This window comes from Variovorax sp. GrIS 2.14 (genome assembly GCF_046115955.1).
In the GTDB taxonomy this organism is placed as follows: domain Bacteria; phylum Pseudomonadota; class Gammaproteobacteria; order Burkholderiales; family Burkholderiaceae_C; genus Variovorax.
The window spans coordinates 210,195-224,042 of the sequence record NZ_JBJXIA010000002.1; the positions used below are offsets into that span (position 1 = coordinate 210,195).

Consider the following 13,848-nt stretch of genomic DNA (forward strand, 5'->3'; position numbering starts at 1 on the left):
ATGACAGCGCCTTTGGGGTTGTGCGTGGTCGTGCTCACGCACAACGAAGAGCAGCACATCGAGCGCGCCCTGAAAAGCGTGGCGGGTATTGCGAGCGAGGTGTTCGTCATCGATTCCGGATCAACCGATCGCACAACTGAAATCGCAAGACAGCACGGCGCCACTGTGCTGTTTCATCCGTTCGTAAATCAGGCGCGCCAGTTTCAATGGGCGCTCGACCACGCGCCAATCACGGCCGACTGGATCATGCGGCTCGACGCCGACGAAGTGATCGAGGCAGATCTCTCGGCCGAGATCGCGAGGAAGCTTCCACACCTACCCAAAGAAGTCGTCGGCATCAACCTGAAGCGAAAGCACATTTTCATGGGCCGCTGGGTGCGACACGGCGGCCGCTATCCGCTCGTGCTGCTTCGCATATGGCGTCGTGGTCTGGGCCGCGTCGAAGATCGCTGGATGGACGAACACGTGATCGTTCGCGGTGGCCGCACCGAAACATTCGATGGCAGTTTTGCGGACGACAACCTGAATGACCTGAGTTTCTTCACGCAGAAGCACAATAAGTACGCGACGCGCGAAGCCATCGAAGTCCTCAATCAGCGGCACAACCTGTTCCCGCACGACGACGGCATGAGCAAAGACAGTGCATCGACGCAGGCGTCGGCCAAGCGCTGGATCAAGGAGCGTGTGTACAACCGCATCCCCTTCACGGTCAGCGCCCCTGCTTATTTCATCTGGCGTTATGTTTTTCAGCTCGGGTTTCTCGACGGCCGTTCCGGCTTGGTTTATCACGCACTTCAAGGGTTTTGGTATCGGTTTCTGGTTGGTGCGAAGGTGATGGAACTTGAGCGTGCCACCGCCCACCTTAACGACAAGAATTCAATGATTGCCGAGTTATCGCGCCTCACGGGCCACACTCTGGCGCGTCCGCCCGCTGAAGGCGCTTCGCGGTGAAGATCCTGGTTTATGGAATCAACTTCGCACCTGAATTAACCGGCATCGGCAAGTATTCAGCGGAGATGGCCGCCTGGTTGGCGGCTGCGGGTCACGAGGTGCGGGTTGTCACCGCACCTCCCTATTATCCAAAATGGGCGGTATGGCCCGGCTATCACGCTGGCCGGTACATCAGTGAAACATGGCAAGGCGTGACCGTGTTCCGTGCGCCGGTTTGGGTTCCACGCAAGCCGACCGGGCTGACGCGCGTAATTCATCTCGCCAGCTTCGCGCTGGCCAGCATTCCGTCGTTACTGGCGCAATGGCGCTGGCGACCCGACGTGGTCTGGCTGGCCGAACCGCCCCTTTTTTGCGCACCGGCCGCCGTCGCCTTCGCACGACTCGTTTCAGCCAAAGCATGGCTGCACATCCAGGACTATGAAGTCGACGCCGCGTTCGACCTTGGTCTTCTCAAAGGCCAGTGGGTGCGGCGTATGGTCATGGGCGGTGAGCGGTGGCTGATGCGTCGCTTCGATCGTGTGTCGACCATTTCCGAGCGGATGCTCCAGCGCGCAAGCGACAAGGGCGTCGATTCATCACGGCTTGTCTCGCTGCCGAACTGGGTCGATGTTTCGGCGATTCGACCGTTGACCCACTCTAGCCCGTACCGCGCGGAGCTCGGCATTCCCGACGACGCGATAGTGGCGCTCTACTCGGGAAACATGGGCGGCAAGCAAGGCCTGGAAGTGCTGTCCGAAGCAGCCAGCCATTTGAAAGCCGTGCCCGGTATCGTGTTCGTGCTGTGCGGCAACGGTTCGGGGCGCGCTGACCTGATGCAACGCTGCAGCGGACTTCCGAATGTCAAGTTCATCGAACTGCAGCCGCTCGAGCGGCTCGGCGATCTGTTGGGCCTTGCCGACATTCACCTGTTGCCGCAACGCGCCGACGCTGCCGATCTCGTGATGCCTTCCAAGCTCACCGGCATGTTGAGCAGCGGTCGCGCGGTCATCGCCACCGCGCATGCCGAGACCGAACTGGGGAAGGTCGTCATGCAATGTGGCGCACTCGTACCACCGGACGACGCCAAGGCGTTGGCCGACCGCATCGAGTGGCTGGCGGGGCAGCCCGAGCTGCGACGCGAGATGGGCGTGAAGGCGCGGCACTACGCTGAAACGTGCATCGCCAAAGACGCGGTGCTTGCGAAGTTCGATCGCGACCTGCGCGCCTGTCGGGCAAGCTGATCGACCAGGCGACCTGGCGACCTGGCCAACGCCGACGATTGCACCGCAATATCTACAAAGACACCAGACAATAAAAAGGGCCTTGCGGCCCTTTTTTATTGCTCCTCTGGAAGGATGCTCTCGTAGTTGTAGTTGGTGTACCGGTAGCGTCCGTACTTGTAGGCCCCATACCCCTGCCGGCTCGGTTCGATCGCATTCAGCAAAACGCCGTTGGCCGCCTTGCCGCCCAGCGCCAGCCGGCGCGTGGCCTCCTTCAACTCGCCCATTGTCGAGGTGTGCGCACGGGCCACCAGCAGCACCGTGCCTGCATGCGTCGCCACTGCGGCGGTATCGGCTGCCACCAGCACCGGCGGCGTATCGATGATCACCAGGTCGTATTGCTCGGAGAGCTTTTCAAGAATCGTGTTGAACGAGTCGGACAGCAGCAGTTCACCGGGGTTAGGCGGCAGTTGCCCGGTCGCCAGCAAGTCGAGATTTGGAATGACCTGCTTGTGAACAGTCTGCTGAATCGTCAAGCTGCCGGCGATGAGTTCAGAGAGGCCGCCGTGGCGCTGCAGACCCATGTACTGATGGATGTGTCCACGGCGCAGATCGGCGTCGATCAGCAGCGTGCGTTTACCCGCTGCGGCCATCAGCGCCGCGAAGTTTGCGGTGACGAAGCTCTTGCCGACGCCAGGTGTCGCGCCGGTAATCATCACCCGGTTGTTGGGCGACTCGAGCATCGCGAACTGCATGGCGGTGCGGAGACTGCGCAGGCTTTCGATCGCCAGATCGTCCGGCCGCTCGATGGCGAGCAACCTGACGCCGGTCGCACCGGTCAGTCGACGTTGCGCGATGCCCTTTTGTGCCGGGCTCAAAGGAATGCTCGAGAAGACCGGCAGTCCGATGTTCATTTCCAATTCATGCGGGTCACGAATGCGTTGCTCGACCAATGCATTTCGGATGAAGGCAGCCAGGATGCCGAGGAACAGGCCCAGCACCAGAGCGATGAGCACGATCATGCTGCGCTGTGGCTTGACTGGCGAATCCGGCACGGTCGCACTGTCGAGCAGTCGCACGTTGCCGACCTTGCCTTCTTTGACCAAACGCAGTTGCAGCGCCTGATTGAGCAGGGATTGATAGAGCGTCGTGTTGACGGTCACGTCGCGTTGCATGCGAACGGCATCTTGCTGAATGCCCGGCAACGCCTTGATGCGTCCCTGGACATCGTTGATGTCGCGGCTGAGCGCCGCCACCTGCGCATCCAGAGTCTGGACCAGCGGGTGATTGGACGTGAAGCGCGCTTCGAGTTCACGACGACGTTGCTGCGCCTCGAGCAGCTTGGTCTGACGGTCGACGGCGGTTGCCAGCACCAGCTTGGCTTCTTCGTCGAATGCGACGGTGCCCTTCTGGTTGCGATAGCTGTTGTAGAGCTGCTCGGACTCCTCGAGTTGGCGCTTGTACTGCGGCAGTTGAACATCCAGGAATGCCAGCGTCTTTTGCGCTTCGGCCGCTTTGCGCTCGATATTCTGGCGAACGTACTGGCTGCCGATCGCGTTCAGGATTTGCGTGACCTTGATGGGATCAGGATCTTGCAGCGTCGCGCTGATCACGCTCGTTTGCTTGCCCTTTTCGGCCAGCACCAGTCGAGACTGTAATGTCTCGATGGTTGCTTGCTTAGACAAACGAATCACGCGGAACTGCGCGCCGGCTTTGCCCAGCAACTCCGCGACAGTGAACTCGATCGGGCCTTGTGGCGTGTCGGCCTTCAGCAGTGCTCCGACCTTGCCGGTCAGCACTTCGCTCCAGCCCTTGTGTTCCAGCGTGTAGGCGCCGTCGCCCTTGGCCGTCAGGATGAACTCGCTAGGCTCCAGCGCCGGCGGCACTTCGAAGCGTGAGACAACGATCTTTTCGGTTCCCGACACGTAGCCGCCAAAACCGAGGAAGCCCGGGTTAGAAAGTTGCGACGCATGACGCGACAGCCATCCACCAATCAGCGGCGCATAGCGCGGATAGGCGTCGACATACAGCTTGGTCGCCTCGACCGCCTGGCCGACGATCATTCGTGAGCGCAGGATTTCGATCTCGGCGCTGGCCGGAGTTTTCACGTCGAACTGCGCATTGGCCTCGCCCAGGAAGCTCTTGTTGGCGTTGTTGTTCTCTTCTTCGACCTGGATCAGCAGGTTCGACTCGTAGATAGGCTGACTCAACAAGGCGTACGCGACGCCGATGGCAAGCACCACCGCAGTGATGGCTGCCACCAGCCACTTGTTGGCAAGCAGAATGTCCAGGTAGTGACCAAGATCGACGTCGTCGTCATCGCCACGGCTGGAGGTGCTGGACGGAGTCAGCGTCGAATGGGAGGTGAGTGTGGAGTTCATCGGCTGGATGCTTTTGTAATGCGTTGGACCCAATGCCGGGCACCGGCTTCTATTTGCGCGAGAGATGCTTGAAACACTTCGCGTGGTCGGCGGTACGGATCAGGCACGTCCTGCCCGTTCTGTCCGGCCATCTGAAAAACTTTTCCGTTGGTGAACGGATAGCGCTCGTGCATGGCACGCCGCTGGTTGCGCTCCATGACAAGAATCACGTCGGCACGCTGGCACATGTCGAGGCTGATTTGGCGCGCCCTGTGCGCGTCGATGTCGATGCCCTTCTCGCGCATCAACTCTTTAGCTACCGGGTCCGCCGGATAGCCGACCAACGCACCCAGGCCGGCCGAACTCACGTCGCGCCCGGGCAAGGCAGCAGCCATCAGGCCTTCGGCCATGGGACTGCGACAGATGTTTCCGGTGCACACGATGAGGATGTTCCGCATGGGGCTGTTGTTGCGCGACCTGAACCTGTTACTTGTAGGTTCCGCGAACCAGATTCGCGCCCTGCGCCGACGGCAGGATCAAATTGACGATACGACTCCAGCGCACCAACTCGACCGGGTCGACAAAGACGACGTCCTTGGGTTGCAAGGCGAAGCCATCGGCCATCGCCAACGCCAATGCGTTGCGTGCATCGAGATGGAAGATCGCCTGGCCGCCTTTAGGAAGGTTGCGGACCACGTAGATCTGACGCGGATTGGCCGTACCCAAGTCGACGCCTCCGACTTCGCTCAGTGCGTCGTTCAGGCTCAAACGACCATTTCGCATCAGCACGGCGGCTGGGCGCAACACCTCGCCCATCACGGAAATCTTGCTGTCTTCACGGTTGCGCACGGTCACCATGTCGCCGCTGCGCAGCGGAATTCGCGTGGGGTCAACACCCACCTCAGCCATACCCATCAAGTCGATCGACGTTGTTACACCATCGCGGGTCAGTGTCACGAAAGACCGGTCTCCTGTCGGCGTAATGCCACCAGCACGGCTGATGGCTTCAGGCAAAGTCATCGGAATGTCGGTAAAAACTTGCAGGCCCGGAACACGCACTTCGCCTTCGACATAGGCGCGCTTGCTACGAAACGCTTGAACGCGAACGTTGACTTGCGGCTCCTTGAACACGCGCTGCAGTCGTTTGGTGACAACGTCTTCGAGTTCCTGCACCGTCATCCCCGCCACCTTGAGGGTGCCGGCGTACGGAAAGCTCAGTTGCCCGGTGTTGGACACGATAAAACCCGGTGCCGGCGAGACGCTGGCGGGGTCAGCCACGGTCGTTGCAGGAATCGCACTCGAAATGATTTCAGGATGGTCGAAAACGGTGATGCCAACGACATCGCCGGGACCGAGGCGGTAGACCTCGGGTTCGCCGAGCAGTTTTGCGACGTCCTGAGGAAGCGTTGTACGGCGCGATGAAGTCAGCGTACGCAGAAGCTCAGGATTGATCTCCGAGACAGAGCCTTCGGGTGGCAGATCAGGATTGACCACTCCGCCACTTGCCGCATTGGCCTTGGCTGCATTGTCTTTGACCTCACGTACGGCGCTGCTGATCGATTCGTAGCCAGGTCCAATTGCGGCGCAACCCGACACCGTAAGGAGTACCAGGCCAGACGCCGCCAACGCGACAGATGTGTAAATTCGTTTCAATCCGGACCCCCGAAATCGCAGTAAAAATGAATACTTTTGCAAACAGTTACGACTGTACATCACGTAACGCCAAAACCTCAAGTTGTTTCGGGGTGTACATCGTTTGATGGAGAAACGTGAACTTTTGCACTAATTGCAAAAATCCACAAAATCTCGCTTTTGCCCTTTTCCAGTAACGTTTTCTAGCTATCGAATAGATAGCAACGCGCTCTGAAAAAGTCTGGTGCGATCAGGGCGTTTCTGTCTGCGCAGCGCGTTTCCACGCCACGGTTGCCTGATCGGTGTCGTCACGCGCCTCAGCGAGGGTTGCGAGTGCCTGCCAGGAGCGCCTGTAAAGGCCTGCGTCCTGCAGGCCATTGCCGGCTTGCGTCAGCAATTGTTGGGCCTTGCCCCAAAGCTGCCGCTTCATGCAGGCCATGCCCGCGAGGTACTGCAGGTTCGGGTCGCGCGGGTTGTTGCGCTGCGCCAATTCGATGCGCGCGAGCCATTCCGCGTCAACAGAGTCCAGCCCCGCTTCCAGAGCGCGAGCCAGCTTCACTCGCAGACTATCGCTCACGCTCTGTGGCTGTTCGACCATTCGGGTCCAGGCCGGCAACAACCAGCCTCGGGCAATGGCGAGGTCGCCGCGCAACAGCGCCATGCGCTGAGCACCATGGATCGCAACCTCGGGCATTTCTCGCTCGGAGGACTCCAGGTGCCCCCAGGCGCTCATGAGCTGCGCCGGATCGTGCGCACTGGAGAGCAACTCGGTCGCCAGGCCACGCACGATGCTCTCCGCCGCTGCATTTGAAAACGCCCGGTGCTTGGCCAATAGCCGCGCTGTCTCGAGAGCCTCGAGCGTGCGCCGGTCGAGGCGCGCCGCCTTGAGCCGCAAGCGCAGCGCCAGGGTGCGCCGCTGCGCGCCTTGGGGCAACTCCTCGAGCCGCGCCAGCGCCGCCGGTGCGTCGCGGTCTTCAAGTGCCCACCGCGCGGCGCGCAACTGGACGCCTTCGCGCGTCTCGGGTGCCGGCAACGCATTGCGATCGACACTTTCGTTCAACGCCTGCTGCAAATGTGCGTCGCGGGCGGGCCGGTCTTGCAGGGCTTGGGCGCTCTCTGCCGCCAGAAGATGCGACAGCACCCTCACTTGCTGCGCCTGAGGTAGCCGGGCGTCGAGCGCGGCAAGTGTCTTTTCCTGCATCAATGCTGCTTGCGCCGCCTTGCGGGCGCGCGAGAACCGACCGGCAATCAACTGCGCCAGAGCGTCGAGCAAGGCGCCATAAAGGGCTCGCTCCTTTTGCTGCATCCGCCATTGCCGCGCCTGCACCGGCAACGAGAACAAAGCCGACAGGCCGCGCAACGCGAGGTGCAGCAGCATGAAGGCGGCCACCAGAAGCAGCAGCACCAGGTTCAGCGACAGGTCGACTCGCCATGGCGGCCAGAAGACGGTGATCGTGCCCTGGTTGTTGCCCGCGAACAGCGCCACGGCCGCCGCAATGCCGAAAAGCGCCAGGAGCCAGAGAGCAGCACGCATCGGCAGTTCAGCGTCCTGCTGCGGCGGTCGCGATGGCCGCCAGCGTGTCGTCGATGCGCGGCGGCTCGGTCGACTTGACCTGCGCCTGCAGCTGCTGCACCAGCGTTGCCGCGGCCTGCGTACGGCGCGACGCGGGGTCGAAGTACCGGTTCAGCGTGGCCGATACCGTGCCCAGCTCGGTGCGGGCGTTGTCGACCTGGCGCGACATCAACGCCAACCTGACATTGAGCAACTTGAGCTTCAGGTTTTCGCGCAAGAAAAAGATCTGGTCGGGTGCGAGCAGCACGGACTCCGGTCGCTCGATGCGCCCGACGCGCAGCAACGACCGCGCCTCGCTTCGCGCGATCAGTAGCGCGCGTTGCCACCAGGGCGCGTCCGTCGGCACAGGTTCGGCCTCCCATGGATTGGCGCCCGCCCCACGCATCGCGACCGCGTTGACCGTCGGCAGATCGTCGACGCCGCGCGTCAGGTCGTCGAGCTTGCGCAGGGCCTCGCCGCTGTCGGTACTCGCAGTGCTGCGAATGCGGTCGGCATCGCGCTGCATCGCGCGTTGCAACGGCGCGAGCCGCGGTTGCGCAGCGCGCGTGATGCGCAGATCGCCGGCCTTCAACGCGGCGAGCAAAGGCTCGGTATTGCCCGTGACTTCCGCCTGCTGCAGTGCCAGCCGCACGGCGGATTCGATGTCGACGACCAGGTTCTCGTCGCGCGAGCGCGACAGGCTCTGCATCAGGTCTTCGAGTTGCGAGCGCTGCAGAGCAACTTCGCCGACACGCGTTTCTGTGAGCGCGAGGCGAGCGGCCGTGTCGCGCACCGTCTCTTGCGCTTGCCGGGCCAGCGCGCGCGCTTCGGCCGCTTGCATCAAGGCATCGGCGCTTTGACGCGCCAGTTGCTCCTGCATGCCGCTGACTTTTTGCCACAGCACGATACAAAGCACGAGCGCGAGAAGCGCCACGATGGCGAGCAAGCCAACGACGATGCGGGACAGCATCGCAGCCGCGATCGAAGGTGAGACACCGAGCGGGGCACGAACCGTTGCCGGCGCAGATGCAGGTTGGGCGATAGGCGCAATCGGCTCTGGCGAAAGATCGTCCGACGGGAGGGCAGCGCTCATGCCAACGATTCTATCGAGGCGACCAGCGCTTCTTTGAGCGGTTGAGAGAGCACGACCGTGCCAAAACCCGTTGCCCTCGCCGCCTCAGCGATGCGCGCGTGCGTCGCGACCGCAAGCGCCTTGCCCCATACAGTATTCGGCAACGCGCGTCGCAGATTGCCGATCGCTTCCGAGCTGCTGAAAAGCCAGATCGCGCCGCCCTCGGCACCGTCGGCAGCGATGGCCAACGCAGCGCTGTCGAATGCTGGCGGCAAGCGACGGTAGGCCACCACGGTGTCGTAATACGCCTGCGCCATTTCGATCTCGTGCGCCAACCAATCGCGTCCTGCGGCATTACCGGCCGCATCGCCGCCGCGAACGATCAGCAAGCGCGCACCCGGCGTTACCTGCGGGCGCACCAGAGCCCAAAGCGCTTCAGAATCGAAATTGCTGGAGGCGGCATCCGGCGCATCGATGACACCTGACGCTACCCCTGCGTTACGCAGCGCGCGTGCGGTGCCGGGGCCGGTCGCCCAGCAGCGCAGCGTCACCGGCACCTCGCCCGGTCGCAGACGGAAGAACTCTTCCACCGCGTTGGCACTGACGAACATCACCGCGGCGTAGCCCGCGGCCCGCGCCCATGCTGCGCGCAAGGGCTCGAAGTCGGCCACCGGCGCGATGTCTATCAGCGGCAACGCGACGGCATCGAGCCCCGCGTTGCGCAGGTCATCGACCCATCGAGTGGCTTCCCGCGCCGGCCGCGTGACGATGACGCGCGTCGCACTCATGGCGGTGTGCCTTCAGTGCGCGCCGGCCGCACGCAGCAGCACAGCGGCCCGGTTGCCCAACGCCGCCGCAGCGTCGAGGTCGCCGGCCTCGGCTTCCGCATGGACCTCGACCAGCGAGGCGCTGCCCTCCGGATCGCCCCAGGCCGCATCGATGCGCAAGCCCCCGCCCCGCTGCCAGCGGGCATGCGCCGCGAGTGGCATCGAGCAGCTGCCGCCCATCGAGCGGCTGACGGCGCGTTCGGCCGCCGTGGCGAGCCAGTCGGAGCGGTGCCCCAAGGGCGCCAGTGCCGTGATCAGGTCTTCACGGTCTGCGCGAATCTCGATGCCGAGCGCACCCTGCCCGGCGGCCGGCAGCATGACGTCGGGCTCGAAGGCAATGCGAATCCGGTCTTGGAGCCCCAGCCGTATCAATCCCGCCGCAGCCAGGATGATCGCGTCGTACTGACCCTCGTCGAGCTTGCGCAACCGGGTGTCGAGGTTGCCGCGCAGCGGTTCGATGCGAATGTCGGGCCGCAGCGCGCGCAACAACACGACGCGGCGCAAGCTCGATGTGCCGACCACGGCGCCGTGCGGCAGGGCTTCCAGCGACGCGTAGCGCGGCGAGACCAGCGCATCGCGTGGGTCTTCGCGTTCCAGCACGCAGGCCAGCGCGAAGCCGAGCGGCAGGTCCATCGGCACATCCTTGAGCGAGTGCACGGCGATGTCGGCTGTGCCCTCTTCCAGCGCGGTTTCGAGTTCCTTCACGAACAAACCCTTGCCGCCGATCTTGCTCAACGAACGGTCGAGGATCTGGTCGCCACGGGTGGTCATGCCGAACAGGCTGACCGTGTGGCCTCTTTCTTGCAGCAGTGCCTTGACGTGTTCGGCTTGCCAGAGTGCCAGACGGCTTTCGCGCGTGGCGATCACGATGTTGCTCACAGGCGTTTTCCACTGGTGAATATGACCCGCGGAATGCTAGCATGTTGCGCTGCAGCAACGCCGATGACCATGCCTTTCGGCGCGTTGAAAGCGCTTTCGGCAATCCCGCCAAGACGAGGAAAGACGAGGAGAAGAGACCGTTGAAAACAACAAGCAAGACGACAAGCAAATCAGCAGCGCCCGTTGCAGTGACAAAGCGCAGGCCGAGCGAAGACCAGCCACTGGTCGATGACATCCGCTTGCTCGGCCGCATCCTCGGCGACGTGATTCGCGAGCAGGAAGGCGAAGAAACCTACGCACTTGTCGAAAAGATTCGCACGCTTTCGGTCGCCTTTCGGCGCGACGCCGATCACCAGGCCGACCGCGCGCTGAAGAACCTGCTCAAAGGCTTGAGCGCGTCCGAAACAGTGCGTGTGATTCGCGCCTTCACCTACTTCAGTCACCTTGCCAACCTGGCGGAAGACCGGCATCAGATTCGCCGCCGCACCGAGGCCGATCGCGCCGGCGAAAGCGCGTCCGGCACGCTGCCGATGGCGCTAGCCCGCATTCGAAAAGCCGGCATCTCGCCCGAAGCCATTGTCGAAACGCTGGCCCACAGCTACGTGTCGCCAGTGCTCACCGCGCACCCGACCGAAGTGCAGCGCAAGAGCATCCTGGACGCCGAACGCGCCATCGCTCTGCTCTTGACCGCACGCGACGAAATCCAGCAGCGCCACTACGCGTTCATCGGCAAGAAAGACGCGCTCACACCGATCGAGTACGCCGAGAACGAGGAACAGATGCGCACCCGCGTGACGCAGCTCTGGCAGACGCGATTGCTGCGCTTTTCGAAGCTGACGGTGGCCGATGAAATCGAGAACGCGCTGAGTTATTACGAAGCGACATTCCTGCGCGAAATTCCCCGTGTCTACGCCGACCTCGAACGCGCCCTGGGCCAGCGCGGCATCGCGCCGTTCCTGCGCATGGGCCAATGGATCGGTGGCGACCGCGACGGCAACCCGAACGTCACCGCCGACACGCTCGAATACGCGCTGAAACGCCAGTCCGAACTGGCCTTGCGCCACTACCTGACAGAGGTGCACTTCCTTGGTGGTGAGCTGTCGTTGTCCGCCACGTTGATCGATGTGTCGGTCGAGATGCAGGCGCTGGCCGAACGCTCGCCCGACGCCAACGAACACCGGGTCGACGAGCCCTATCGCCGTGCGTTGACGGGCGTGTACTCGCGCCTCGCGGCCACCTTGCGTGACCTGACCGGAGGCGAGGCCGCACGCCATGCCGTAGCGCCGCAAAACCCGTACACGCATGCTGAACAGTTCCTGGCCGACCTGCGCACCATCGAGGATTCGCTCATCGAAAAGCATGGCGCGGTGCTCGCCGCTCAGCGCCTGAGCCCGCTGATTCGCGCGGTCGAGGTGTTCGGCTTTCACCTGGCGACGGTCGACTTGCGCCAGAGTTCCGACAAGCACGAAGCCGTGGTCGCCGAACTGCTCGCCACCGCGCGCATGGAACCGGCCTACGCCGCGCTGGCCGAAGACGCCAAGCAAACGCTGCTGCTGAAACTGCTCGACGACGCACGCCCGTTGCGCGTGCCAGATGCGGCGTATTCGCCGCTGGCCCAAAGCGAACTCGCGATCTTTGCAGCGGCGCGTACTTCACGCGCGCGCTATGGCAATGCCGCTATTCGCCACTACATCGTGAGCCACACCGAAACGGTCAGCGACCTGCTCGAAGCGCTGCTGCTGCAAAAAGAAGTCGGCCTGCTGCGCGGCGCCATGGACAAGGACGCCACCAACGACCTCATCGTCGTGCCGCTATTCGAAACCATCGAGGACCTGCGCAACGCCGCGCCGATCATGCGGGCCTTCTATGCGCTGCCGGGCATTGCCGCGCTGGTGCAGCGCTCGGGTGCGGAGCAGGACGTGATGCTGGGCTACAGCGACAGCAACAAGGACGGCGGTATCTTCACCAGCAACTGGGAGCTGTACCGCGCCGGCCTGGCACTGGTAGCCCTGTTCGACGAGTTGAACAAGGGCAAGACGGAGCCGATCCGGCTGCGCATGTTCCACGGCCGCGGCGGCACCGTCGGACGCGGTGGCGGTCCGAGCTACGACGCCATCCTGGCGCAGCCACCAGGCACCGTGCGCGGTCAGATCCGCCTCACGGAGCAAGGCGAAGTGATCGGCTCCAAATACGCCAACCGCGAGATCGGCCGACGCAACCTGGAGACGCTGGTCGCCGCCACACTGGAAGCCACGATGTTGCCTGTCGCCAAGGCAGCGCCCGCGCCCTTCGTTGCAGCCGCCGAGGCGCTGTCGGTCGCGAGCATGGCCGCTTATCGCAAGCTGGTTTATGAAACCCCAGGTTTCGGCGACTATTTCTTCGGCGCCACGCCCATTCGCGAGATCGCAGAACTCAACATCGGATCGAGGCCAGCGTCGCGCAACCCGAGCCACAAGATCGAAGACCTGCGCGCAGTACCGTGGAGTTTCAGCTGGGGCCAGTGCCGGCTCACACTGCCGGGCTGGTATGGCTTCGGCTCGGCGATCGAGCAGTTCCTGGGTGACGGCAAACCTGCCGAGCGCAAGGAGCGGCAAGCGCTGCTGCAGCGCATGTACGCGCAGTGGCCGTTCTTCAGGACGCTGCTGTCGAACATGGACATGGTGCTGGCCAAGAGCGACCTCGCGCTGGCGTCGCGCTACGCCGAGCTGGTGGCCGATCGCAAGCTGCGGCAGAAGGTGTTTTCGATGATCGAGACCGAGTGGCATCGCACCTCGGACGCGCTCACGCTCATCACCGGCGCCAAGCAGCGACTCGAAGGCAACGCCGACATGCAGCGCTCGGTGCGCCACCGCTTTCCGTACATCGACCCGCTGCACCATCTGCAGGTCGAGCTGATGCGGCGTTACCGTGCTGGCGAAGGCGGTGAGCGGCTCCAGCGTGGCATTCACATCTCGATCAACGGCGTGGCGGCCGGCCTTCGCAACACCGGCTGATCACGTTGTGCGCGCCCTCCTACGCAATCATTCGCCGATCGGGGGGCATGGAGCGTCAGGTTCAGGATTAACCTGACATTTGGTCACACGGCAGCCGGATTGCAATGTTGCAAACCGCGTCGGCGCTCTGGTCGTTCACAGGAAACCTTGCTATGTCTTCGCCTCGATCTTCTGCCGTTTCGCATGCAAGCCAAGGCGACTTCGTGAGCAGCGATTTCGATGCGCTGGCACTTCACATGCGGGACTGCGCGAGAGCGCGCGGCCCCATGTTCACGTTGCGGAGCGGCTTGCAGCGGTTCCACGCCATGGCTGCCGGCCGGATCGTGACCGTTGCTTTTCTGGCCTTCGTCATTGCGCTCGGACTGCTGGCCCTCGCCTGACAT

Annotated in this window: 11 protein-coding genes; 4 read left to right on the top strand and 7 right to left on the bottom strand. The window is 63.1% G+C overall.

The window, feature by feature from the left end; genetic code table 11:
* Nucleotides 1-951 carry a glycosyltransferase family 2 protein gene (locus RCH10_RS04795; protein WP_409051494.1) on the top strand — a complete coding sequence of 317 codons (951 nt, stop codon included), beginning with the start codon at nt 1-3 and terminating at the stop codon, nt 949-951.
* Entirely contained in the window at nt 948-2,171 is a 1,224-nt protein-coding gene (locus tag RCH10_RS04800) for a glycosyltransferase WbuB (protein ID WP_409051495.1), read from the top strand. Before RCH10_RS04795 ends, RCH10_RS04800 begins: the two co-directional genes overlap by 4 nt.
* A 95-nt stretch (nt 2,172-2,266) precedes the next feature.
* Here the strand turns inward: RCH10_RS04800 and RCH10_RS04805 are convergent, their stop codons facing one another.
* The 7 genes from RCH10_RS04805 to hemC all read right to left on the bottom strand — a co-directional run bounded on the left by RCH10_RS04805 (nt 2,267) and on the right by hemC (nt 10,472).
* Nucleotides 2,267-4,531, bottom strand: coding sequence for a polysaccharide biosynthesis tyrosine autokinase (locus RCH10_RS04805; RefSeq protein WP_409051496.1), 2,265 nt, complete (start codon nt 4,529-4,531; stop codon nt 2,267-2,269).
* Nucleotides 4,528-4,968, bottom strand: coding sequence for a low molecular weight protein-tyrosine-phosphatase (locus tag RCH10_RS04810; protein ID WP_409051497.1), 441 nt, complete (start codon nt 4,966-4,968; stop codon nt 4,528-4,530). Before RCH10_RS04810 ends, RCH10_RS04805 begins: the two co-directional genes overlap by 4 nt.
* 28 nt (nt 4,969-4,996) lie before the next feature.
* On the bottom strand, nt 4,997-6,163 hold the full coding sequence (locus RCH10_RS04815; RefSeq protein ID WP_409051498.1) for a polysaccharide biosynthesis/export family protein: 1,167 nt from the start codon (nt 6,161-6,163) through the stop codon (nt 4,997-4,999).
* 229 nt (nt 6,164-6,392) lie between these two features.
* Nucleotides 6,393-7,676, bottom strand: a complete 1,284-nt coding sequence (locus RCH10_RS04820) for a heme biosynthesis protein HemY (protein WP_409051499.1) — start codon at nt 7,674-7,676, stop codon at nt 6,393-6,395.
* A gap of 7 nt (nt 7,677-7,683) precedes the next feature.
* Nucleotides 7,684-8,787: a uroporphyrinogen-III C-methyltransferase gene (locus RCH10_RS04825; RefSeq protein ID WP_409051500.1), complete on the bottom strand. Its 1,104-nt coding sequence runs from the start codon at nt 8,785-8,787 to the stop codon at nt 7,684-7,686.
* The gene (locus RCH10_RS04830) at nt 8,784-9,554 is read right to left on the bottom strand and encodes a uroporphyrinogen-III synthase (protein ID WP_409051501.1); all 771 of its coding nucleotides are present in this window, start codon (nt 9,552-9,554) and stop codon (nt 8,784-8,786) included. Before RCH10_RS04830 ends, RCH10_RS04825 begins: the two co-directional genes overlap by 4 nt.
* A 12-nt stretch (nt 9,555-9,566) precedes the next feature.
* A complete protein-coding gene (gene hemC / locus RCH10_RS04835; RefSeq protein WP_409051502.1) occupies nt 9,567-10,472 on the bottom strand; it encodes a hydroxymethylbilane synthase in 906 nt (301 codons plus the stop codon).
* Between the two features lie 41 nt (nt 10,473-10,513).
* Between hemC and ppc the strand changes: the two genes are divergently transcribed.
* The gene (gene ppc, locus RCH10_RS04840; protein ID WP_409051503.1) at nt 10,514-13,465 is read left to right on the top strand and encodes a phosphoenolpyruvate carboxylase; all 2,952 of its coding nucleotides are present in this window, start codon (nt 10,514-10,516) and stop codon (nt 13,463-13,465) included.
* Nucleotides 13,466-13,617: 152 nt separating this feature from the next.
* Nucleotides 13,618-13,845 carry a hypothetical protein gene (locus tag RCH10_RS04845; RefSeq protein ID WP_187052757.1) on the top strand — a complete coding sequence of 76 codons (228 nt, stop codon included), beginning with the start codon at nt 13,618-13,620 and terminating at the stop codon, nt 13,843-13,845.
* Nucleotides 13,846-13,848: the final 3 nt, after the last annotated feature.

What these genes read in the sequence shown, in the direction of transcription:
- RCH10_RS04795 (WP_409051494.1), top strand. Translation starts at nt 1, where the DNA reads ATGACAGCGCCTTTGGGGTTGTGCGTGGTCGTGCTCACGCACAACGAA.
- RCH10_RS04805 (WP_409051496.1), bottom strand. Translation starts at nt 4,531, where the DNA reads ATGAACTCCACACTCACCTCCCATTCGACGCTGACTCCGTCCAGCACC.
- RCH10_RS04810 (WP_409051497.1), bottom strand. Translation starts at nt 4,968, where the DNA reads ATGCGGAACATCCTCATCGTGTGCACCGGAAACATCTGTCGCAGTCCC.
- RCH10_RS04820 (WP_409051499.1), bottom strand. Translation starts at nt 7,676, where the DNA reads ATGCGTGCTGCTCTCTGGCTCCTGGCGCTTTTCGGCATTGCGGCGGCC.
- RCH10_RS04825 (WP_409051500.1), bottom strand. Translation starts at nt 8,787, where the DNA reads ATGAGCGCTGCCCTCCCGTCGGACGATCTTTCGCCAGAGCCGATTGCG.
- RCH10_RS04830 (WP_409051501.1), bottom strand. Translation starts at nt 9,554, where the DNA reads ATGAGTGCGACGCGCGTCATCGTCACGCGGCCGGCGCGGGAAGCCACT.
- ppc (WP_409051503.1), top strand. Translation starts at nt 10,514, where the DNA reads ATGTTGCGCTGCAGCAACGCCGATGACCATGCCTTTCGGCGCGTTGAA.
- RCH10_RS04845 (WP_187052757.1), top strand. Translation starts at nt 13,618, where the DNA reads ATGTCTTCGCCTCGATCTTCTGCCGTTTCGCATGCAAGCCAAGGCGAC.